Origin of the sequence: Chitinophaga flava, assembly GCF_003308995.1 — a bacterium.
Taxonomy (GTDB): domain Bacteria; phylum Bacteroidota; class Bacteroidia; order Chitinophagales; family Chitinophagaceae; genus Chitinophaga; species Chitinophaga flava.
On the sequence record NZ_QFFJ01000002.1, the window covers coordinates 1,918,396 to 1,939,492 of the forward strand.

The window sequence follows — 21,097 nt, forward strand, 5'->3', positions numbered from 1 at the left end:
ACTGCTTTAGAAGTTCACGTTTAACCCTACCATAAAGGTGCGGGGCTGTGGTTGTACGGCCCAGTCGATGCCCAGCTGGGAGTTTTTGACAGACTGGTTCTGCGACTCAGGATCATATCCGGAGTAATGAGTGATTAAAAAGAGATTCTGCCCGCTCACATAAACACGGGCATTGCTGATACGTATACGCTTGAGTAGCGCAGTAGAAAAAGTATAACCGATGGTGATGTTTTTCATCCTGATAAAAGAACCATCTTCTACAAAACGCTGGGATACTTCTCCATTGGTTAGGCTGTTGGGTACCACCGGATCGTTGAAGATGGCTTTGGGCACGTCAGTGACGGTATTGGTAGGAGTCCAGCGGTTTAGCGTGCGTGCGTCACCGTTATTATAGCTGCTCATACGTTCCAGCATACTGCGGGTCTGGTTGTATACCTTGTTGCCATAAGACCAGTAAATGAAGAAGCTGAGGTCTATGCCCTTATATCCGAAGGTATTGGTGAGGCCGCCGGTATAGTCCGGAAGGGCATTGCCAAGGATTACGCGGTCGGCCGCAGTGATCCTGCCATCTTTGTTGATATCATCATAGATCATGTTGCCGGTGGCCGGATCTACGCCTTTGTTGCGGTAACCGAAGAAGGAGCCAACGGGCTCGCCTACACGGAATATGCTGGTAGGCTGGCTGGTAAAGAAGGAGCCAGGCAGACTTTCCGTGAAATCGGAACTGGAAGGATCTCCGGCCACTGTTTCAGGCAAACTGGTAATTTTATTACGGTTGAAATAAAGATTGAAGTTGGTGCTCCAGGTGAACTTACCCCGGATATTATCTGTATTGATGCCTATTTCAAGGCCTTTATTCATCAGCTGTCCGATATTGGCGCCATTGGTACGGTTGAAGCCGGAGGTATAGGGCAGCTCCAGTTTAAAGATGAGCCGGTTGGTGATTTTGCGGTAGGCATCTACGGTGATATTGATCCGGTTGTTGAGGAAACTGACGTCCAGACCCAGGTTGGAGGCGGTGGTGGCTTCCCAGCTCAGGTCGCGGTTGGACAGGGAAGTGGGAGCAATGCCGGCGGAAGCGCCGTAGTTATATCCGGTAGAATAGGTGGCCAGAGAGGGGAAGTCATTGCCGAGTCCTTCATTATTACCGGTAACGCCTATACTGGCACGCAGTTTCAGATCGTTGAAGAAATGCTGGTCTCTCATAAAGCGCTCGTTGATGATACGCCATCCTGCTGATACGGAAGGAAAGAAGCCATATTTTTTATTGGCACCGAAACGGGAAGATCCATCTGTACGAAGTACGGCTTCCAGCAGGTAGCGATCATCATAGTTGTAACTCGCCCTGCCAAAATAAGATACCAGTCCCCACTGCGAACGATAGTCCAGCGGAGAGAATAGGTTGGTAAAACCAGTCACGGCCTGAATGATATCAGTGGAGTTGGTATTACCGGAAACACCTATTCTGCGCACGGTAGCCTCCTGTGCGCTTTGTCCGAGCAGCGCACTCAGGTGGTGTTTGCCTTTGAGGGCTGGGGTATACGAAAGCGTATTTTCGTTGACCCACAGAAACTGGGAGAAGACAGATACAAAGCCGGTGGCGGCAGACTGGTTGTTGACCTGTTTGGACTGGTAACGGTCATCGGTTACGTGCTGGTTATCAAAACCGAAGCTGGTCCTGAATTTCAGTCCGGGTATGATGGTGTATTCACCGAAGATGTTGCCGATATAACTGTCTACTACCGATTGGAACCGTAGTGAATTGGCGATCATCACGGGGTTGGTCCAGCGCCGGTTGGGATCGGCATAGTAGGTGCCATTGGAGTTATAGATAGGGTCGTTGGGATTTTCTATCAGGGCGAGTGCCAGTACAGATTGACCGGAGAAGCTGTTGTCCATGCGGTTATTGATGGAATGTACGCCGGTGAGATTTACACCGATTTTGATTTTGTCGGTGGCGGCAAAGTCAAAGTTGACACGGCCGTTGAACCGTTTAAAATGCTGTACCCCTGTAATGGTGCCTGTTTGATCGAGATAACCTACAGACACATAGTGGGAGGTTTTAGGACTGCCGCCGGAAATGGAAAGGTTGTAGTTGGATACCGGTGCAGAGCGGAAGATGGCGTTCTGCCAGTCAGTATTCCTGCCTGTTTTAACAATGGCGGGATCTGGCGCTAGTCCGGCGTTGGTGCGGGATTCGTTGAACAGGTCCACAAACTGGTCGCCATTCAGGAGCGGCAGTCTTTTGGGTACATCGGCAACGCCGGTGTACATGCTGAAATTGAAGCGTGATTTGCCTTCAGCTCCTCTTTTGGTGGTGATGAGGATGACACCGTTGGCGCCACGGGAACCATAGATGGCCGCTGCGGCAGCGTCCTTCAGTATTTCAACCGATTGTATGTCGTTGGGATTAATATTATTGGTAGCGGTGATACGCTGGCCGTCACCGGAGATACCATATTGTGCTGCGGGCAGATTGCTCATAGGCACCCCATCGATCACGTACAGGGGACGGTTCTCTCCAAAAAGAGACCCGTTGCCACGGATACGGATATATGTTTCATCGCCGGGGGCGCCGGAGTTCTGTACTACCTGTACACCAGGAGCCTTGCCCTGCAGGGCTGCATCGAGGTTGGTGACGGCTACACCGGCGAGTTCGCTGCCTTTGATGGAAGAAATGGAGGACGTCAGATTTTTTTTCTGCTGGGTGCCGTATCCCACTACCACCAGGTCATTCAGGGAAGCGCTCTTCTGTTGCAGCGTGATATACAGTGTCTGTTGTCCGTTCACGGCTACTTCTTTGGGTTCAAAGCCTACAGAAGAGCATTGCAGCACACTATTGTATCCCGGTACATTCAGTGTATAGTTTCCCTGCGCATCTGTAGTGACGCCGATGGTAGTGCCCTTTATCCGGATACTGACACCCGGCAGCGGAAATCCTTTGTCATCAGTGATCTTACCGGAAACAGGCAGGCGGGAAACCTGCACCTGATCTGTTACTGGTGGTGGATTGTTTTCCTTGTGGGTTACCACCACAATTTTATCTGAGATCTGATAAGTCAGGGAAAGCTTGTCGAGGAAGGGTTTTAGTACCTGTTCCAGTGGCGCATCCCTGCATTCCAGAGATACATTTTTTAACGCAGCCGTCGGCTCACCGCGCCAGATAAAAGAATAGCCGGTTTGTTGTTTCAACGCAGAAAAGACTTTTTCCAGCGGCACATTTTTTAAGGCTACAGTCACCTTCTGGGCAAAGCCAGGAGCGCCTGCCAGCAGCAGCGTAAAGGTCAGCATTACCCGTAGTGGCTGTCTTCTTATGACAATGGGAATACACGTGGCAAGGAATTTCATAATCTTCATTCGTGGATTTTTTAAAGCAATCATATTCCAGTCCCAGGGCTAAAGCCCTGGGCTATGTTTGTTGGAGGATAAGACGGTGGTGTTTTTCTTCTTTAGCTGATTTTAGAAAAGGTTACTATGTTGTTTTATGCTATTGTTTTAGTGTATTCAAAACCCTTCATCATATCTATCTGCTAATTTGTTACCAGATAAAATGGTGGTATTTTTCTTCTTTAGTTGATTTTAGAAAAGCTTCAAAACCCTTCATCACATCTATAAGTATATCTTATACTATTAGTTTAATTTATTCCCAAGCCTCCGTCCTATCCCCAACAAACATAGCCCAGGGCTTCAGCCCTGGGAAACGAAAATGATTCGATCTTTCATGCGGAAGCGAACGATTTTTGTCAGCTCGAGTGCTTTCAGCAGTTGTTGGATGTCTCCGTTCCGGGAGATGATGCCGGAGAGGGAGAGGTCTGTCATGTCACCTTCATATTGTACTTCTACGTTGTACCAGCGGGCTACCTGCCGCATGATGGTTTTTATGTTGGTATCGCGGAAATAGAATTCACCGTTTTTCCAGCTGAGTACTTCGTCGAGGTTGGGCCGGGAGATGCTGAGTTGTCCGGAGGTGTGGCCGATGGAGGCTTGTTCGCCGGGTTGCAGCAGCTGTCTGGTTTTGCTGGTGTTGATATTAATGGCGCCTTGTACGAGGGTGGCCTGTAGGGTGTTTTCATCGGGATATGCCATTATGTTGAAGGCGGTGCCCAGCACTTGTATCTGTATGTCGTTTGCGGTGACGGTAAAGGGTTTGTGTTCATCTTTGGCGATATCGAAGTAGGCTTCTCCGGTTACTGCTACCTGGCGGCTGTTTGCCGGGAAGGTGGTGGGGTAGCGGATGGAGGATGCTGCATTGAGCCATACGCGGGAGCCGTCGGGCAGGGTGAGCTGATACATACAGCCATGAGGTGTTTGCATGGTGTTGTAGATGGTCCTGCCGGTGGGGGCGGATGCGGGCTGATAGGCTACTTGTCCGTTGGATAGTTTTACGATGCGGGAGCCACCTTGTTGTGCGATGGTGCCGTTGGAAACGTTGTCCAGTGATATTTTGGAGCCGTCGCCGAGTATCAGGACGGGCTGGGCTTTTCCGGGAATGGCAGGTTGGTTGGTGGCCAGTGTTTGTCTGGCGGGATGCCTTCTGCCGGCGAATTTCCAGGTTCCTGCTACCAGGCAGCCGAAAAGGGCTGCTGCTGCGGCGTATTTAAACCAGGGTCTGAATACGGGTGGTTTGCGGGTTGGTGGGAGCAGGGATAATACTTCATCCTGTTGTCTGGCTTTGAGCAGAATTTCGGCGGCCATCTCGCTGGCGTCGTAATCCGCTGCTTCTGCGTAGGCGGGGTTGCTGAATGCTTCTTCCAGCAAACGGGAGAGCAGTTGCCTGTTCTTCCGGTCGCGGGCCATCTGCCGGAACTGCTGTAGCTCCGATGCACTGAGCGTTCCGCTCATATAATCTTTGAACAGCGTTTCAAATAATTGGTCGGACATGCGGATGCTGGTTTAAGGTCATCAGTTTTCCCCTTTGTTATAAGGACGGAAAACAAAAGGAGGGTAAGACAGTCAACGGAAAAAAAATTAAAAAAAAGTGGTCAGCAGTACCAGTAATGTGAAAATCCGTTCCGGATGGCGGTCGAGGTATTCCCGGATACTCCGGAGGGCTCTTACAATATAGGTCTGTGAACTTACTATGGAGATATTCAGTTGCTGGGCTATTTGTGGGTGACTTAATCCCTTGAACCGGTGAAGGATAAACACCTCCTTTACTTTGGCGGGCAGGTGCTCGATGGCTTTTGTCAGTGTATATTCCAGCTCTTTGTATTCGAGGGTGGCCTGTGCGTTGCGGAAGGGATCTTCTTCCAGATGGCCGGCGAGGGTGTCGAGGTTGTCGGTACGTAATACCTTTTTCTCGAGGAAGTCCATGATCAGGTTACGGGCACATACATAAATGAAGGTACCGGCGTTGTCTACCTCGGAAAGTTTGCTACGGTTGTTCCATAGTTTGAGGAAGATATCCTGGGAGAGATCTTTGGCCTGTTCGGGGGAACGGGTCAGCCGCAGGGCTGTACCGTAGACCTGCGGCCAGTACTGCTGCACGAGCTGCCGGAAGCTGCGTTCATCCCCGCTGGCAACAGAGAGCAACCATTGTTTTTCATTACTGTGGTCCAAAGAGGTCGTGTTGATAAAATGTGTACGGTATGAAAATAATACAACCTCCGCGATTTACAAAACGGAGCTTGTCCATCGTTTTTTTCTGGTTTTTAAGGAGATGTGTATCTTGCTTTTATGTTAGCACTCCATGACGCTGCCTGGCAGCAACTGAATGGCCCTTACGGAATAGACGATACATTACCCGAAGCATTGGCCCTATTAAAGAAAGACTGGTCTGATGACCTGCTGGATGAAATCATCTGGGAAAGGATTTATCACCAGAATACCTTGTATGAAAACACTTTTGCCGCGGTCCCCTATCTGATAGACCTGGCTGCCGGTCTTCCGGATCCCGCCTTACAGGTAGAAACGCTGGGGAGCCTGGCGGTACTGATCTCTGAAGATGGCAATGCCCCGGTGCCAGACACTATTCCTGCCGAATTCAGCCATAATACGGCTATTCCGCCGGCACTGGTCCGGGAAATTTATAATGCCTATATTCAGGCTTTGCAACGCCTGCCTGCGTTGTGTACCGCTCTGCTGCCTGCTGCACTCCAATATATGGTGGAGGAAACGGACCGAAATTATTTCCTGGCTGCAATCGCGGTAGCTCATGACCAGCGCGCATTTGCCCGCTTCTGTATCCGGTATGAAAGCGGAGATGAGTATATAGGTATTTGCGCTGCCTGTAATAAGGAGAGTTATATATGGCCGGATGGCAACCAGCTCAGGGTATACGCTCAGGACCCTGTATTCCATAAAGACCAGCAAGGGGAGGTTATCGTACCCCATCCGGAAAAAGTGCCCGCCTGGGACGGCACAATAACGGACACGAATATGCGTAACTGGGGCTACCATTATGCAGCACAGCTGAAAATGACCTCAGTGATGGAACGCTGGCCTTACCTGTTTGGTACCTGCTCCTGCTCTGGCTGCGGTAAACCCATGCAGGTGTTCGGGAGTATATTGGCAAGTATTTAAAATAATACGGAACCTTATTAACTTTAAATCAGCTTAATCGACCATTTATGACCACCATGACCAAAAAGCTCTATCAGCAGATAGATCTGACAATCCTGAAGGCATTACCCAACCCGTCCAGTGAAAAGTATGAAATGAAGATTAAAGTGCCGGAGTTCACTTTTCTTGGCGTACATGAACAGCCCGACTTCGCCAAGCTGTACATTACTTTTTATCCTAAAGGCAAAATCATTGAGCTGAAGTCGCTCAAACAGTATGTGTATCATCTGCGCGACATCATCGTGTCTTATGAGCGATTGATCAATATCATGTATGATCACATGATGGAGGTGTATCAGCCCGACCGTTTAAGGGTGACGCTGATCTGTAATCCCCGTGGTGGTATCAGCTCCAAACTGGTGATCGATTCCGACTGGAAAGACAGGGGAGGAGAGGATAAATACAAGGATTATCCGGAGCGGGATGATGAATGGGGTATTTTAATGTAATACCTGTCATCTGTCCCCTATGACATATATGTAATTATTTTATGCGTCCGGGTTTTGTTTGAAGGCTGGCTGGAAATCTTACTGCTGGCGAGTTTCTGAAGTGCGAAAAGTTCCTGAATTTTTGTATCTTCGATGAAGGTTACTGCGTTTCTAAAATCAATAAAGCAGTCGCCGAAATAATAAATTATGGCTAAATCACAGGGAAACTTCAACAAAAAAGAATCTGAAAAGAAAAAACAGCAAAAGCAGAAAGAAAAACAAGAAAAGAGAGAGGAAAGGCAGGCCAATAACAAAAAGGGAAAAAGTTTAGAAGATATGATGGCCTATATCGATGAAGACGGAAACATTACATCTACCCCTCCGGACCCCAGCAAAAAGAAAGAAGTTAATCTGGAAGATATCCAGATTGGTGTTGCCCGACAGACAGATGACGATGAACAGGATCCTATTCATACCGGTGTAGTGACCTTCTTCAACGAAAGCAAAGGCTATGGCTTTATCAAGGACCAGAAAACACAGGAAAGCATATTCGTGCATGTGAATGGATTACTGGACCGGGTTAAAGAACACTCTAAAGTAACATTTGAAGTGGAAATGGGCCATAAGGGGCCTAACGCCGTACGCGTGAAACTGGTGAAATAGGGGCCTCCCGTTTCATCATTCCTCATATTTCAGACTGCTGATGACCAGCGGAGAAAATTTTTCCCCGCTGGTATCAGCAGCTTTTTATTTATACGTGTCGTAAAATGGTTCTATCTCACTCCCACTCCCGGTGGAGGTTGATTAAAAGGAGCAGCGGTACCAGCAAGATTAGCAGGAAAAAAAGGCCGGTGCCGGCAATACAGATGGCGTAAAGGTTCATATAGCAGAAAGATTGTTTTTCCAGCGCCGGTGTGTCCATAGCCAGTAGGCAGGACGCTGACGGATGTCGTTCTCCAGGCGGGCGTTAAAAATATGGGTGATCTCAAAAGGTGCTGTATTTACGGGCTCGTCCGTTATCAGCGATAAAGACATTTTCCACTGACATGCTTTGGTTTTATGAAGCACAGCGTACAACACTACGGCATTGGTAGCCCTGGCCAGCCGCTCCGTGCCTGTGATCACGGAGGTCGGCTGATGCAGGAAATCTACAATATGTTTGCAGTGAGGAGGCGACTGGTCAGATACAAAAATATAAGCTCCCGGTGGTTGCCGCCGTTGCAGCATATGCCGCGGCACCTCCTCCATAGAAAGAAGCTGCAGCCCGAAACGGGAACGTATCTTTTTCATCAGCCGGTCGAAAAAACGGTTGCTGAGTGGTTTGAATACCCCGTAAACCCTGCATGGCAGCAAAGCCGGTAATAAAGACAAACATTCCCAGTTGCCGTAATGCCCCAGCATAATGATAACAGGCCGGCCCTCTGCCTGATACTGTTCTACCAGTGCTGCCCCCTCCAATACCAGCCGTTTTGCAACCCTGCCCCTGGGTAGCATCATCAGTACGGGTATCTCTGCAAACAATCGGCTGAAATGATGGTAAAATTCCAGCGCAATCCGTTTAATCTCCTCATAGGACTTCTCCGGAAACGACCTGGAAAGATTCTGAATCACTTCTGTATAACGGTAACGCATCACCTTGTACAACAGGAAATAAATGATACGGTAAGTTATCCCCGTGTACACCGATGTCTTGTAGTTTGTAGCCATAGGTTAAAAAAAAGTTAAAGCATGCCCATGACGCAGGGTAAGTGTGCTTTCAGGTGTCACTACCGTATTGCAGCGGCATTGTACAAAATGACTACATTTTACAAACAGCCTGTAGCAGATAACGGAGAAACATTTGCGTAAAACGGATTATTTATGGGGACCACCTTTAGAGACAACAACGGCGATATCCTTCACATGGAGCACCAAACCATGCAACTCAGTGAACTGATGCGAACCACAAACCGAGAGGCCCGGCTGCCTTTCTGGGATATCCGCTATCGTCAGCATTATTCCGATGGCATACACGTAGGACACTGCACTTTAAATGTACATCAGGATATCAAAGTCAACAGCGGACTGGATACGCCTATTCCCGGACTGGTGTTCCTGCAACAGGGGCGTATCACTACTACTGCGCATAACAGTAATACTACTCATCAGTTCACACCAGGGCAACATAGTCTCCTCCCCAATCCTTATAATCCCAGAGAAAGTATTTTTTACCAGCAGAAAAACCTGCAGTTCCTGGTAGTCAGTTTTGTGCCGGAACGTTTTCTGCAGCTGGCTGAAAACGCAGGACCAGCTCTTTATAAAATGGCCAACAACATGGTAAATGGACGAGCCGATTCTACACTCAGTAATCTCCCGGTCACACCGGAGATGCAGCAAACCATCCGGGAAATCAATGCCTGCCGCTTCGAAGGCGGACTCAAAGACCTGTTTCTGCAGGCTAAATCCATAGAGTTGCTGATCCTCCAATGCGAACAATTTGAAAAACAGAATGATACCTCCCCCAAAAAAATAAAACTATCGGAAACGGATATACGAAAAATACATGCCGCCAGAGAATGCCTGCTGGCCAATATACAACATCCGCCTTCCCTGGCACAGCTGGCAAGGCAAACAGGACTGAATGAGTTTAAACTGAAAGCAGGATTTAAGGAAGTATTTAATAATACGGTATTCGGCTATTTTAAGGCATACCGGCTCGATATTGCTTATAAGCTGCTCAAAAAAGGAGAGCTACCGGTAACGGAAGTGGCTTATGAGGCGGGGTATACCACTGTACAGCATTTCAGTAATGAGTTCAGCAAACAATACGGGGTACGTCCTTCGCTGGTGGATTAGTAGCTGGTATATTTTGCAACATAACGCCCGTTCTTCAACTGCCAGCGGAAATGCTGGTTAAACAAGGCTTTGCGCTGTGCTGCCGTAAGCTGTTTGTTCAGCGTATCCCGGAACATCTGCTGCATGGCTGCAGGTAATATTTCACTGGTGACGAAGTTGTCAGAAAGAAAAACAGTATTTATTCTGAGGGTGTCTTTTTCGGAAAAACCACTGCAAACGGCGATGCTCTGATTGTCGGGTGAGATATCCAGCGCTATTGTACTGACGGGCATCCTGTAGGAATGTTGTTTGTCTTCTGCCAGATCAAAAATAGTGTTGAGAAAATAACCTTCTTCGGGAGAAAACTCTTTTTCATTAACCAGGTATTTGCTGCCAATGAATTGATAGGGTATCTGATTGCCATTGTTGAAGAGAAGCCAGTAATGAGGTCTGCCTTTTTTTTCTTCTACAAGATAAACGGGAAAATTGAAGGTGTTGGCAATATGCGCAAGCAGCTTGCCGGGCAAACTGTCCAGTGCCTGTACACTAATATAATAACCGGATTCATGTTGGTTACGTCCGGTGATATCTGAAGGTGTAATGTTGTGGCCTTTATAACGGATACGGTAACTGTATGCTGTGTTCTTACTGCCAGTATTCCAGTTATTGTAGTTTTGTTTGCTGGTAATAACTGTAAAGGGGCCGGATTGTTTTTTTTCGCTGCAGGCGCTCACCAGCACTACACTCAAACAGACAACAACAATATTGAACAATCTTTTCATAGTTGAAAGATAACTTTTATTTCCCCTTTGTTAGACCTTTATTTTTTTAACATTTTTGAAAGGTTACCTTTTAACGATTGTTGGTATAAACGGTAAATCATCCACTATGCGTTTACTATACCGTTATGCAGTGCTACCTGCAGTGGTTCTTGCTGCCTGTAGCCAATCGAACCCCCATGATTCCTCTACCCGCGCTGCCGACGATGAAACGTCTAAATATGTAGCCACCGCAGATTCCACAGGTTTCTCCAATGATATTGCCTCGCTAACTTCTCCATCCCGAAAACGTGTACGAACAGCAGATGTACGTTGCAGAGTTGGGGATGTTTTTACTGCCTCTACCCGTATGGAGCGTACTGTAGCGGGTTTGCAGGGAGTGGTGGTAGAAAGCACGATGAAAAATAAATATAACGGTCAGTATGAATTGCCGTATACGGCTGATTCGCTGAAGCGGATGCAGTTGTATACGCCTACTGCTAATCTTACCTTGCGCGTACCGGTGGCTCATTTGGATTCGGTGGTGAGCACACTCACGTCTATGGCTGCTTTCATTGATTACCGGGTACTTACCGATAAAGACTATACGTTGTCATATCTGTCTAATTCATTAAAGAATGACAGAACAGGTCAGTCTACCGGAAAGACAGTGCCTGGTAAAAAATCCACTGCACTGGATGTTGCGAAATACGAAGACCAGAAGGCGGAAACAAATGTAGACAGGAGTATTGCCAACCTGCAGATACTCGACGATGTAGCTTATGCCACCTTTACCGTAGAGCTGTTTCAGTCTGAAGTAGCGAATGTAGAAACAGTGATTAACCCCCGCCGCATTTCCCGCGCTGCATTTGGTACAGAGCTGCTGAATGCTGTCCGCGAAGGTGCTTCCCTATTGCGTGATCTGCTGCTGTTTTTTGTGCAGATATGGCCCCTGCTGATTTTAGCTGTACTCGGATGGTTTGGTTACAAACGTTACCGGATATATCGTCTTAAATAGGATTCCTTATTTTTTTATGTCATTGATAATTGCGGTTAAAGCGGTGTTGTTTTTCAGTCGCTGATTGATCCGCCGGATGGTCGTGTCCGACATGCACCAGTTCATGGTATAGGAAGGTTCTCCTTTGGGGAACCTTTCCCGTAATGGATCATGCTGCCATTCCAGACTGTCTTTGTACAGAGGTATCTGTATATACGACGCTCTTTTGTAGTAGTAGTCATTGATATCACTGATATAATGTATTAAGCGTTTATCGTTGACCGTAGTTTGCATACCATAGGCACCTGCTACGGTAAACACCGGTGCGAAGAGGTCATTGATGACCGGGGCTACAGACCGGAAGTGGTCTTCGCCGGGAATGATGGCACTGTTGGTAATGTGCAGCACTTTAAAGTGAAGATGACTGATCTGCTGATACAAACGGCTGGTATCGCCATGTTGATGCCGGTCGTCCTCCCCGATGTTGATGATGCCACGGATGATTTCCTGAATGATACCGGCGCCGGAGTTATCGAAATAGCCGCCGTCTACGAAGTACTGGTCCTGTATCCTGCCGGCAGGGCTGAGGAAGGGAAACCGCGCGCCCAATATTGCTCCGGAAGTGATAGTGATATCAGAATCATGACGGAGCAGGCTGAGCACATCTACCCGGCTGTTGAATACATCCGCGTTGAGTTGCAGGTTGGTGACTACGCCGGGATTACCATCCTGCATGCGGGTGGTATTGATACAAAGTACCGGCATCAGTATGGTATCGGCCCGCATGGCCGGAAAGGAAGACAGGGCTTCATCAAAAGGTACGCGGTAGAGGGAGTCTCCTGCTATCTGTGTGCTGTTTTCGAATGATTCTTCCAGGGCCGCGGCTCTGTCGCCGGAGCGTGAGGTGCGGATGATATAACGGAAAAAGTCGGGGCCCAGCATCCGTGCAAACGTATAACTGAAATAATCCTGTTTGAGATAAGCCATGGCAGACCTGGCATACAGTGGCTGCTGCCGTGTTTTGTCTTTCAGGAGGGCAAAGAAGGAGGCTACGCCTACACCACCACCGGAGGTGCCTGAAAGGCAAAAGAGGTGGCGGGAAAAACGGTCATCCGGATGGTTGCGTATACTGGCATCTTCAATTTCTCCCAGCACTGCTGCTGTCCAGTAGGCAGAGCGGGAAGCGCCGCCGTTGGCCAGCACAAAATAGATATCATAGGTGCTGTCTGTCGTTACCGGCCGGCTGTCCAGCCAGGTACGCAGATAAGTGTCCAGCGACGGCCTTTGATTGTAGTGGTTGCCGTTTTGGGCAGTTGTCAATTTCACATAATGTGTTTCCTTCAACCCAAAAATCAGCGCCATTACCAGCAACAGAAAATGGAGGCTGATACGGTAACGCACAGACAGTGCCGTGATGATGTTGCCAAATAACAACAACATGCCGCATGCGAGCAACAGAAAGGGGAATGGCCCCAGTCTTCTGGCAAAGCCCAGGCTGTAAATCGCTCCTACATAAACAACCAGTGCCGCACATCCGATGATAATAAATAAACGGAAGAACCCTTTTTCAGAGCGGGGAATATAAAAGTATTTCATCACATCGTCGAGCAAGGTGTGTGAAAGCAGCAGGCTCTTACGGGCGTAGATGTCCAGTTCTACCCGCCGCAGGTGCGTATACAGGAGGAAAAGGGCATGCAGGAGCACCAGCAGTGCGAGCAGCAACAGGATACTGATATGCGGAATAAAACTGGTGGCAATGGCGACTGTCAGCCAGGCGGCCAGCAGTATCAGAAACACTTTCGGGAAAGCTGGTTGTAACGACAACTTGTTGAGTGGCCGGGGAAGAAAATAAAGTCCTGTCAGCGCAGCGGCGAAAACCAGCCAGGATACAGTACTGCTGAGCGGATAATACAATACCGGCGATTGCAGCAGGGCCAGTTCCAGCAACAGAAAACAGCAGTTGCCCAGCAACCGCGGAAATGCGTCGAGAAACGGTTTACTGATAGGAAAGCGGTCGCTGTAATGGTTGTAATCGGCGGTGGCGGCTGTTTCGCTGATCATGGCCTGGTCCTGTATGTCCATGATCTGTCTGGCTTTTTTTATGTAAGAAATGATTCGGGAAGAATACCAGCTGACATATACCCAAAAGCCTATTGCCAGAAAAAAGATGATCCTCTCATGATAAGTGTTTTCCGTGTAAGCTACAATTACGTCCTTGCCCTGGTCCATTGACCAGCTGATAAAAATGATGAACAGTAAAAAGATGATTCCGGGGAAGAACAACCAGATTGACTTCAGGAGGTGTGAAGCAATTCTGAGCAGGTTTCTCAGTAGCGGGTGCATAGGATTGATATTTAATGCTAATATAGAAAAATGCACTGCGCTACAGGGGGTAACAAAAAAATCCCGGACCTTAGGCCCGGGAACGAAGTGAATGAATTCTATCCCGCTCTGACCGGAGGGTGGATTGCTGTTGTGCAAGCATCTCCCGGAGATAGGCAGGCAGGTGATCATCTTGTAATGCGTCCAGATAGGCACGCTGGGCGGCATCTTCTCCGGCTTCACAGTTAGACAGCACGCTTTGTCTGTCGTGTCCGGTAAAGACTGCTTTTACGTCCATCCAGGCCCTGAACAGGCGGCCGCTGGCAGTGGTGCCTTTTCCCATCTCACCGCCGAGACCCTGTACTTCTTTGCCTAATGCATTTCTCAGTGTACGGCTTTCATCGATCATATGTGTGAAAAGTGGTTTCAGGTCGGCATTATTGGACTTGGTATCCTTCAGGGCTTTTTCGTAACCGTTGATCCGGTCGTTGTTAATGCTGATGAGATCGTTCAGAATCTCAATGGTATCATGTGTTGTATCCATGGCTGCAGGTTTTGTTGACATAGAATCACGGCCATAAAACATGCCAACAGATGTTGTTAATTCCTGCGTTTTGTGACAAACTGATGAAAAACTATTTACCCTTCTGCTGCTGCCGGGCAGCCTGTTGCAGATACATGATAAAACTTTTGCAGGTGAGGTTTCCGCCTGGGCGGAATCTACTCCGGGAGGCAATAAGATGGAATATGACGGTATGTCTTCCTACCGGGCATCCCTATACGGAGAAAATGGAGGTGTTTTACATTGTTGCAACACTTTCCACAGCATTGGTCGCTTTCACCTGAAATACGGCTGTTTCCGCATGGCGGGAAGCCACAATGATCCGGGTGCCGTTGGCATGCTGATCAAAAAGGTCCTGTACAAGGGAGGGATTGTTGTTGTCCTGAGAAAGATGTGACAACAGCAGATGCGTCATAAACGGCGGGCGCTGGCTGGTGAATATCTCCAGTGCCTGTCGGTTGGAAAGGTGCCCTTTCCCGCCACGGATACGGTTTTTCAGATAGTAGGGATATCTGCCCTGGTCCAGCATCTGCTCATCATAGTTGGCTTCTAAAAAAGCGGCATGACATTGCCGGAAATGATGCAGCACATGTTCGCAGGGTGCACCGATATCTGTAAATACCCCAATGTTGACACCGCTGCCGGTCACAATAAAGCTGTGTGGCTCTACGGCATCATGGTGTTTGGGGAAAGCGGTGACAGACAGCCCGCCTATCTGTACCGGCTGATAAGCATTAAATGGCATGACCCGCTGCAGTGCCAGATTGCCGCCTGCCAGCGTACTCTGTGTGATATACACCGGCAGCTGGTGTTTTTTGGCCAGCACGGTTACTCCTCTGATATGATCTGAATGTTCGTGGGAGATAAAGATGGCTTTCACTTTCGTCATCGACAAGCCCAGGCGGGCCATCCGTTTTTCCGTTTCCCGGCAGGAGATGCCTGCATCTATCAATACTGCCTCCTGATCGTTTCCGACATAATAACAGTTACCGTTGCTTCCCGAATTCAATGACGTGATAAAAAGTGACATGCGGCCAAAGATAAGTTTTTTTACCTGCAAAGCATCGGTACGCCAGGAAGGGGATATGGGCTGTGCTCTTTTAAAATTCGTTTCTATCTAAACTTTATTATATTTGCAACGATGTTGCAAATGATGAATCTGATGTTGTTATTTATCCGCTGGAATATTTCACCGGAAATATTCCGTATCGATGGTTTTGCTCTCCGGTACTATAGCCTGGCGTTTATGCTGGCCTTTCTGGCCAGTTACCGGATTATGGCGTATATGCTGGACAGTGAAGGGAAAAGTCGTATGATACTGGACCGTTTGCTGATATATGTGGTGGCGGGCACGATCATCGGTGCAAGGCTGGGACATTGCCTGTTTTACGAATTCGGCTACTACCGGCATCATCTCCTGGAAATCGTACTGCCGTTCCGGTGGGGGAGTACAGGTATCGAATGGACCGGCTATCAGGGGCTGGCCAGTCATGGCGGCGCCATCGGTATTCTGGTAGCAACGGGTTGGTTTGCCCACCGGTACAAACTATCCTGGATATGGCTGCTGGACAGGCTGGCAGTTGTGGTGCCCTTGGCGGGTGGGCTGGTTCGTATAGGCAACTTTTTTAATGCAGAAATTGTCGGGCTGCCTTCACAATTGCCATGGGCGGTGATTTTTGAGCGGGTAGATGATATCCCCCGTCATCCGGCCCAGTTATATGAAGCAGCCTGTTATTTCATCATCTTCGCGTTACTCATCTTCCTATATAAAAAAAATAAAGCAGCAAGGAAACCCGGATATTTATTCGGATTATTGTTGATATTAGTGTTCAGCACGCGTTTCCTGATAGAATTCGTCAAAGAAAACCAGGAGGCTTTCGAAAACGGGCATCTGTTAAACATGGGCCAGCTCCTGAGTTTACCACTGATTGCTGCCGGTTTTTATTTCTTATGTTTTTATAATCGTCAACATGACAAAAAATAATCCTGTTAAAGTGTATCTGGTGACCGGCTTTCTGGGTGCCGGCAAAACTACGTTGTTGAACAGTCTCCTGCAGCAGTTCAGTACGCTCCGCAACATCGTAATAGAAAACGAATTTGGGAAAGTCAATATCGATGCTTCATTGGTGTCGGCTCAAGTGGATGATGTATACGAGCTGACCAGCGGCTGTATCTGTTGTTCCCTGGACAACGACCTGCTGGAGGTACTGGGGAATATCTTACAGCTGGAAGACCGGCCTGACCAGCTTTTTATCGAAACCACGGGTATTGCAGATCCAGGTAATATCATCGGTATGTTCAGTATGCCAGAGGTGAAAGCCCATTACCAGCTGGTATCTACTATCTGTGTGGTGGATGCTGAAAATGTGGAAGAACGCCTGGAGCAGGTGACAGAGGTAGGCAAACAACTTTCCTGCGCCGATGTGATTGTGCTCAACAAAGTAAAAGGGCTGCCGGTACCGGCTTTGCTGCGGTTGCAGCAGCTGCTGGAAGAAGTCAACCCGCTGGCTTTTATCACTGCCACAGAAGATGGTTGTGTGAGGGTTAGTGATATGCAGCCCCGGGAGCGGATAGGACGTGATCAGGCACCACCGGTGGCTTCGGTAAAAACGGCCCACAAGATAAATACTGTATTGTTTGAATCACCCCATCCTTTTGACCTCAATATGCTGGTGTTTGTACTGGATCTTCATTTTAACATGTATTCGGAACAGTTATACCGCATCAAGGGATATGTGGCGGTACCAAACGATCCGCAGAAATACCTGGTACAGTCTACCGGCAAATACCTCCATATCCTGCCAGTCGGGCCCTGGGGCGATGTGACGCCGGCTTCCACGCTGGTGTTTATCGGTAAAGAGCTGAAAACGGCCACCATCGAGCGGATATTGAAACCTGCCCAAAAAGAATCTGTCGGGTAGTATGGAAATTGATGTTTCCTGCATCTCCAGCTAAATACTACCTATGCGTACCGTACATGCCATTCAGTTATTGACCCTTTGTGCCGGTATCAGCGCCTGTAATGCTGCCGGCCATACTTTGCCGGACACGCCAGCTGCAGATGTGAAGGCAGCAGCGCCAGCCACTGTAGGCGAAATTCCACTGCCGGCTGGCTATGCCCGCATTCCTCAGGCGCCTGGTACTTTTGGCGCCTGGCTTCGTAAAATGGCTTTAAAGAAAGATCATACTGTGTATCTGTATGATGGTCGTCGCAAAGCCAATCAGGAAGCGCAATATGCCGTTCTTGATATTTCCGTGGGCGATCGTGATCTGCAGCAATGTGCAGACGCTGTGATGCGCCTGTATGCCGAATACCTGTATACATCGGGCAAAGAACAACAGATCGGTTTTCATGCAACAGATGGTACCTGGATGGATTACGCCAGCTGGAGGCAGGGTTATCGTTTTGTACTGCAAAAGGGTAAACTCAGCAAACAACGGCTGGCACAGCCTTCTATCGATAGGGTAGGTTTTATGCAATATCTTCAGACGGTATTTGCGTATGCAGGTACCTTGTCGCTGAGCAGGGAGCTGCAAACGGTGGAGGCTACGCGTGAGATATTGCCGGGGGATGTATTTATCAGAGGAGGTTCTCCCGGACATGCGGTGATTGTGATGGACGTAGCCCGAAATACAGCAGGGGAGAAGGTTTTCCTGCTGGCACAGAGTTATATGCCTGCTCAGAATATCCATGTCCTCAAAAATCCTGCTGCTACGGGCCCCTGGTACCCGGCTTCCTTCGAGGGAAAACTGATCACGCCGGAATGGATATTCAGTCAGTCTGAGCTGGCCCGTTTTCCGGGATGATGGTGCTTTTCACTATCTTTACAGTCACCCATGACTGCATCCGAATCCATAAAACTCTCTGCGCTTACCGGCAAGATCCAGCAGGCCCTTTCCAATGTATTTGGAGATGAAACCTATTGGGTGGTGGCCGATGTAACCAATCATTCTTTCTATGCCCAGAAAGGGTATCATTATTTCGATCTGGTGGAAAAAGATACTTCCTCCAGCGCCATCGTGGCCAAAGTGTCTGCAGTGGCCTGGGGCAATGGTGCCATACGTATCCGGGAGTTTGAATATGTGACCGGCCAGCAGTTCAGGAATGATATTCATGTATTGGTGAAAGTGGCTGTCAGCTATCATCAGGTGCATGGCCTGCAGATTACTCTGCTCGATATCGATACCAGCTTTACCATTGGTATGCTGGAGCAGCAGAAACAACAGACCCTGCAAAGATTACTAACGGAATGTTCGGACTTTATCCGTAAGGTAGGCGATCGATATATTACACGAAACAGTCAATTATCCTTCGGGGCAGTCATTCAGAAAATCGCAGTCATTACTTCCGGAAACTCTGCGGGTTTTCAGGATTTCCGGCATACGCTGGATTATAATCGTTTTGGTTATAAGTTTCAGGTTGACACTTATTTTACTGTTGTACAGGGAGAAACAAAAGCAGAGCTGGTACAACAGCGGCTGATTGATGTGTATATGAGTGGTGTTCCTTATGATGCAGTGGTGATTATCCGCGGCGGTGGCGCGCAAACAGACTTCCTGTTATTTGACACTTTCCTGTTGGGCAGAGCTGTAGCCAAGTTTCCCATTCCTGTTATTACCGGTATCGGTCACCAGAAAAACGAGACCATCACCGATATGATGGCGCATAGTCCTACCAAAACGCCCACCAAGGCAGCAGAACTGATCATTGCACATAACAAATCTTTTGAGGATGCTGTGAGCGGATTGCAACAAACCATTCTGATCAAGGCTCAGCAACTCTTTTCAGAACATTACAAGGCCTTGTCGGCGTTGAATGCTGCCGTGATCAACCAGTCCCGTACCGTGTTACAGCATCACCGTGAAATATTACACGGATATCATAGTCTGGTGTCGCATGGCTCCCGTTCAGTATTGCAGCAGCATCAACATGCGTTGCTGAACCTGAGCAGCGGGATATTATCCCGGCCCCGGATAGTGATGGCAGCCAAACAAAACGAGCTGCAGCACCTGGTAGCCAACATCCGATCCTTTAACCGGCTGTATACGCAGAACAAACGCGGGCAGCTGGCACATTACGATACCTTATTTAAATTGATGAGTCCTGTTAATATACTGAAACGTGGCTTTGCCATTGTATATGCAGGCGATAAAATTATCAACAGCGCTCTTCCGGTAAATCCTGGCAGCCCCATTACAGTACGGCTGCACGATGCATCACTGGAAGCCACCGTTACAGCAAAAACACCGCATGATGGAACAGGAACTGACTTATGAAGCCGCTTATGCTGAGCTGCAGGAGATTGCAGCAGAAATAGAAAATGAAACCGTTTCAGTAGATGTACTGGCAGAAAGAGTAAAACGGGCTTCCCTGTTGATAGAGTTCTGTCAGCAAAAGCTGAGGGCCACGGAAGCGGAGGTCAACAATATTATCAAACAAATGGAAAGCAAGCCGGGAGCTTAATCCGGCCTGCTTTTATTTAACGGGTTATTCAATTGCTTTTATCAAAGAGATGAATGTCGGGAAGTGATCGGAGAAACCACCCGCATAGTTATCAAAATCGTAGGTCCGTTTGGGATAGCCCTTATAACGGCCACTGGTCTGTATCATATCATCCCGTTTAAAAATATTGGCTTTATAAAAACGGAACTGTCCTTCTTTTTTTGACAACAGATTCTGGGAGATGACGATCTGGTCGAATAATGCCCAGGCATCCTGATAGGCGAGGGTGCCGATACCTTTGTTGTAGAAAGATACCCATGGATTGAAAAGTTCACCGGCTTTCAGCTTTTGCTGATCACCGCCGGCTTTCAGCACGCGGGTAAGGCTTTCATTGGTAGGGTTGTCATTGAGGTCACCCATCACTACGATATTGGCATCGGGTTCCTGCTGCAACACGGAGTCAATAAGTGTACGACAGACATTTGCTGCAATAGCGCGCAATGGCGCGGAAGCCGCTTCACCACCCAGTCTGGAAGGCCAGTGGTTTACCAGCACGTGCAACGTTTGTCCGTCGAGGTTACCTTTTACCCACAATACATCTCTTGTTTTATGACGGTTGCCGGCCGCATCTGCAGGGAGTTCTACCGGCAGGGGAGCACTGTGTTCCACCTTAAAATGCCGGGGATTATACAGGAGTCCTACATCTACGCCTCTGGCATCAGGAGAATTATAGTGCACGATTTCATAACCACGGTCTTTTAATAACGGGTGTTGTGTAAGATCTTCCAGCACGCCACGGGTCTCTATTTCCGCTACGCCAAGAATAGTCAGTCCTTCCGGAGAAATGTTGGTGCCAATATCTTTTATTACGCTGGCGAGGTTTTTAACCTTGTCAAGATATACTTCACCGGTATATCGTTTCTGTCCCTGCGGCAGAAATTCATAATCGTTTACCCCTTGCTGATGGGTAGTGTCGTAAAAGTTTTCCAGGTTATAAAACCCGATGTTGACTACTTTATACTGTTTGCTTTGAGCATAGGTGCAGGTCACGGCCAAGCACAGAGATAGCCATAATAATCCTCTTCTGATCATGTGTATGCCAATGTTATGGGGCGCAAAGATAATGGAATTTTTTCTCGCAGCTGATTAGTGTTAATCAGTGTTAACTAATATTAAGAGATCGTAAACAAGTGTCTATACCGATAAAAAAAT

At 48.2% G+C, this 21,097-nt stretch carries 19 protein-coding genes; 10 read left to right on the forward strand and 9 right to left on the reverse strand.

The annotated features are described in order from the left end of the window. Positions 1-6: 6 nt before the first annotated feature. The 3 genes from DF182_RS23975 to DF182_RS23985 all read right to left on the reverse strand — a co-directional run bounded on the left by DF182_RS23975 (position 7) and on the right by DF182_RS23985 (position 5,559). Entirely contained in the window at positions 7-3,357 is a 3,351-nt protein-coding gene (locus tag DF182_RS23975; protein ID WP_161964239.1) for a SusC/RagA family TonB-linked outer membrane protein, read from the reverse strand. Between the two features lie 330 nt (positions 3,358-3,687). Next, positions 3,688-4,881, reverse strand: coding sequence for a FecR family protein (locus DF182_RS23980; protein ID WP_113618320.1), 1,194 nt, complete (start codon positions 4,879-4,881; stop codon positions 3,688-3,690). Between the two features lie 87 nt (positions 4,882-4,968). Continuing rightward, positions 4,969-5,559, reverse strand: coding sequence for an RNA polymerase sigma factor (locus DF182_RS23985; protein ID WP_161964240.1), 591 nt, complete (start codon positions 5,557-5,559; stop codon positions 4,969-4,971). A gap of 117 nt (positions 5,560-5,676) precedes the next feature. Here DF182_RS23985 and DF182_RS23990 point away from each other — a divergent pair, with 117 nt between their 5' ends. The 3 genes from DF182_RS23990 (at position 5,677) to DF182_RS24000 (ending at position 7,652) form a co-directional block, all read left to right on the forward strand. Next, positions 5,677-6,522, forward strand: a complete 846-nt coding sequence (locus tag DF182_RS23990; protein WP_113618322.1) for a hypothetical protein — start codon at positions 5,677-5,679, stop codon at positions 6,520-6,522. Between the two features lie 47 nt (positions 6,523-6,569). After that, the gene (locus DF182_RS23995) at positions 6,570-7,010 is read left to right on the forward strand and encodes a preQ(1) synthase (RefSeq protein ID WP_211327195.1); all 441 of its coding nucleotides are present in this window, start codon (positions 6,570-6,572) and stop codon (positions 7,008-7,010) included. 186 nt (positions 7,011-7,196) lie between these two features. After that, entirely contained in the window at positions 7,197-7,652 is a 456-nt protein-coding gene (locus DF182_RS24000) for a cold-shock protein (protein WP_113618323.1), read from the forward strand. Between the two features lie 216 nt (positions 7,653-7,868). Here the strand turns inward: DF182_RS24000 and DF182_RS24005 are convergent, their stop codons facing one another. Next, positions 7,869-8,696: a lysophospholipid acyltransferase family protein gene (locus DF182_RS24005; RefSeq protein WP_113618324.1), complete on the reverse strand. Its 828-nt coding sequence runs from the start codon at positions 8,694-8,696 to the stop codon at positions 7,869-7,871. 153 nt (positions 8,697-8,849) lie between these two features. Here DF182_RS24005 and DF182_RS24010 point away from each other — a divergent pair, with 153 nt between their 5' ends. Continuing rightward, positions 8,850-9,824, forward strand: coding sequence for a helix-turn-helix transcriptional regulator (locus DF182_RS24010; RefSeq protein ID WP_113618325.1), 975 nt, complete (start codon positions 8,850-8,852; stop codon positions 9,822-9,824). On the opposite strand, the gene DF182_RS24015 is transcribed toward DF182_RS24010, so the two are convergent. Further along, a complete protein-coding gene (locus tag DF182_RS24015; protein WP_113618326.1) occupies positions 9,821-10,585 on the reverse strand; it encodes a hypothetical protein in 765 nt (254 codons plus the stop codon). The genes DF182_RS24010 and DF182_RS24015 overlap by 4 nt on opposite strands. A gap of 106 nt (positions 10,586-10,691) precedes the next feature. Between DF182_RS24015 and DF182_RS24020 the strand changes: the two genes are divergently transcribed. Then, on the forward strand, positions 10,692-11,579 hold the full coding sequence (locus DF182_RS24020) for a DUF4349 domain-containing protein (RefSeq protein WP_113618327.1): 888 nt from the start codon (positions 10,692-10,694) through the stop codon (positions 11,577-11,579). Positions 11,580-11,585: 6 nt separating this feature from the next. On the opposite strand, the gene DF182_RS24025 is transcribed toward DF182_RS24020, so the two are convergent. From DF182_RS24025 to DF182_RS24035, 3 genes are all read right to left on the reverse strand, one after another. Next, entirely contained in the window at positions 11,586-13,901 is a 2,316-nt protein-coding gene (locus tag DF182_RS24025) for a patatin-like phospholipase family protein (RefSeq protein ID WP_113618328.1), read from the reverse strand. Positions 13,902-13,971: 70 nt separating this feature from the next. Further along, positions 13,972-14,424: a PA2169 family four-helix-bundle protein gene (locus DF182_RS24030; RefSeq protein ID WP_113619706.1), complete on the reverse strand. Its 453-nt coding sequence runs from the start codon at positions 14,422-14,424 to the stop codon at positions 13,972-13,974. A gap of 256 nt (positions 14,425-14,680) precedes the next feature. Beyond that, positions 14,681-15,472, reverse strand: a complete 792-nt coding sequence (locus tag DF182_RS24035) for an MBL fold metallo-hydrolase (RefSeq protein WP_113618329.1) — start codon at positions 15,470-15,472, stop codon at positions 14,681-14,683. 132 nt (positions 15,473-15,604) lie between these two features. Here DF182_RS24035 and lgt point away from each other — a divergent pair, with 132 nt between their 5' ends. The 5 genes from lgt to xseB are packed head-to-tail and all read left to right on the forward strand — an operon-like array spanning position 15,605 to position 19,906. Further along, entirely contained in the window at positions 15,605-16,426 is an 822-nt protein-coding gene (lgt, locus tag DF182_RS24040; RefSeq protein WP_211327196.1) for a prolipoprotein diacylglyceryl transferase, read from the forward strand. Beyond that, positions 16,413-17,363 (forward strand): CobW family GTP-binding protein, encoded by a 951-nt coding sequence (locus DF182_RS24045; RefSeq protein WP_113618330.1) that lies wholly within the window; start codon positions 16,413-16,415, stop codon positions 17,361-17,363. The genes lgt and DF182_RS24045 overlap by 14 nt, the downstream gene beginning before the upstream one ends. Before the next feature lie 43 nt (positions 17,364-17,406). Next, positions 17,407-18,249 (forward strand): DUF4846 domain-containing protein, encoded by an 843-nt coding sequence (locus tag DF182_RS24050; RefSeq protein ID WP_113618331.1) that lies wholly within the window; start codon positions 17,407-17,409, stop codon positions 18,247-18,249. A 30-nt stretch (positions 18,250-18,279) separates the two neighbouring features. Beyond that, on the forward strand, positions 18,280-19,719 hold the full coding sequence (gene xseA, locus DF182_RS24055) for an exodeoxyribonuclease VII large subunit (protein ID WP_113618332.1): 1,440 nt from the start codon (positions 18,280-18,282) through the stop codon (positions 19,717-19,719). Then, positions 19,694-19,906, forward strand: coding sequence for an exodeoxyribonuclease VII small subunit (gene xseB, locus DF182_RS24060; protein WP_245957526.1), 213 nt, complete (start codon positions 19,694-19,696; stop codon positions 19,904-19,906). The genes xseA and xseB overlap by 26 nt, the downstream gene beginning before the upstream one ends. A gap of 24 nt (positions 19,907-19,930) precedes the next feature. On the opposite strand, the gene DF182_RS24065 is transcribed toward xseB, so the two are convergent. Beyond that, entirely contained in the window at positions 19,931-20,977 is a 1,047-nt protein-coding gene (locus DF182_RS24065) for an endonuclease/exonuclease/phosphatase family protein (RefSeq protein WP_113618334.1), read from the reverse strand. Between the last annotated feature and the right edge of the window lie 120 nt (positions 20,978-21,097).

What these genes read in the sequence shown, in the direction of transcription:
- DF182_RS24000 (WP_113618323.1), top strand. Translation starts at nt 7,197, where the DNA reads ATGGCTAAATCACAGGGAAACTTCAACAAAAAAGAATCTGAAAAGAAA.
- DF182_RS23995 (WP_211327195.1), top strand. Translation starts at nt 6,570, where the DNA reads ATGACCACCATGACCAAAAAGCTCTATCAGCAGATAGATCTGACAATC.
- DF182_RS24010 (WP_113618325.1), top strand. Translation starts at nt 8,850, where the DNA reads ATGGGGACCACCTTTAGAGACAACAACGGCGATATCCTTCACATGGAG.
- DF182_RS23980 (WP_113618320.1), bottom strand. Translation starts at nt 4,881, where the DNA reads ATGTCCGACCAATTATTTGAAACGCTGTTCAAAGATTATATGAGCGGA.
- DF182_RS24005 (WP_113618324.1), bottom strand. Translation starts at nt 8,696, where the DNA reads ATGGCTACAAACTACAAGACATCGGTGTACACGGGGATAACTTACCGT.
- DF182_RS24050 (WP_113618331.1), top strand. Translation starts at nt 17,407, where the DNA reads ATGCGTACCGTACATGCCATTCAGTTATTGACCCTTTGTGCCGGTATC.
- DF182_RS24020 (WP_113618327.1), top strand. Translation starts at nt 10,692, where the DNA reads ATGCGTTTACTATACCGTTATGCAGTGCTACCTGCAGTGGTTCTTGCT.
- DF182_RS24035 (WP_113618329.1), bottom strand. Translation starts at nt 15,472, where the DNA reads ATGTCACTTTTTATCACGTCATTGAATTCGGGAAGCAACGGTAACTGT.
- xseB (WP_245957526.1), top strand. Translation starts at nt 19,694, where the DNA reads ATGATGGAACAGGAACTGACTTATGAAGCCGCTTATGCTGAGCTGCAG.
- DF182_RS23975 (WP_161964239.1), bottom strand. Translation starts at nt 3,357, where the DNA reads ATGAAGATTATGAAATTCCTTGCCACGTGTATTCCCATTGTCATAAGA.
- DF182_RS23990 (WP_113618322.1), top strand. Translation starts at nt 5,677, where the DNA reads ATGTTAGCACTCCATGACGCTGCCTGGCAGCAACTGAATGGCCCTTAC.
- xseA (WP_113618332.1), top strand. Translation starts at nt 18,280, where the DNA reads ATGACTGCATCCGAATCCATAAAACTCTCTGCGCTTACCGGCAAGATC.
- DF182_RS24015 (WP_113618326.1), bottom strand. Translation starts at nt 10,585, where the DNA reads ATGAAAAGATTGTTCAATATTGTTGTTGTCTGTTTGAGTGTAGTGCTG.
- DF182_RS24025 (WP_113618328.1), bottom strand. Translation starts at nt 13,901, where the DNA reads ATGCACCCGCTACTGAGAAACCTGCTCAGAATTGCTTCACACCTCCTG.
- DF182_RS24030 (WP_113619706.1), bottom strand. Translation starts at nt 14,424, where the DNA reads ATGGATACAACACATGATACCATTGAGATTCTGAACGATCTCATCAGC.
- lgt (WP_211327196.1), top strand. Translation starts at nt 15,605, where the DNA reads ATGTTGTTATTTATCCGCTGGAATATTTCACCGGAAATATTCCGTATC.
- DF182_RS24045 (WP_113618330.1), top strand. Translation starts at nt 16,413, where the DNA reads ATGACAAAAAATAATCCTGTTAAAGTGTATCTGGTGACCGGCTTTCTG.
- DF182_RS24065 (WP_113618334.1), bottom strand. Translation starts at nt 20,977, where the DNA reads ATGATCAGAAGAGGATTATTATGGCTATCTCTGTGCTTGGCCGTGACC.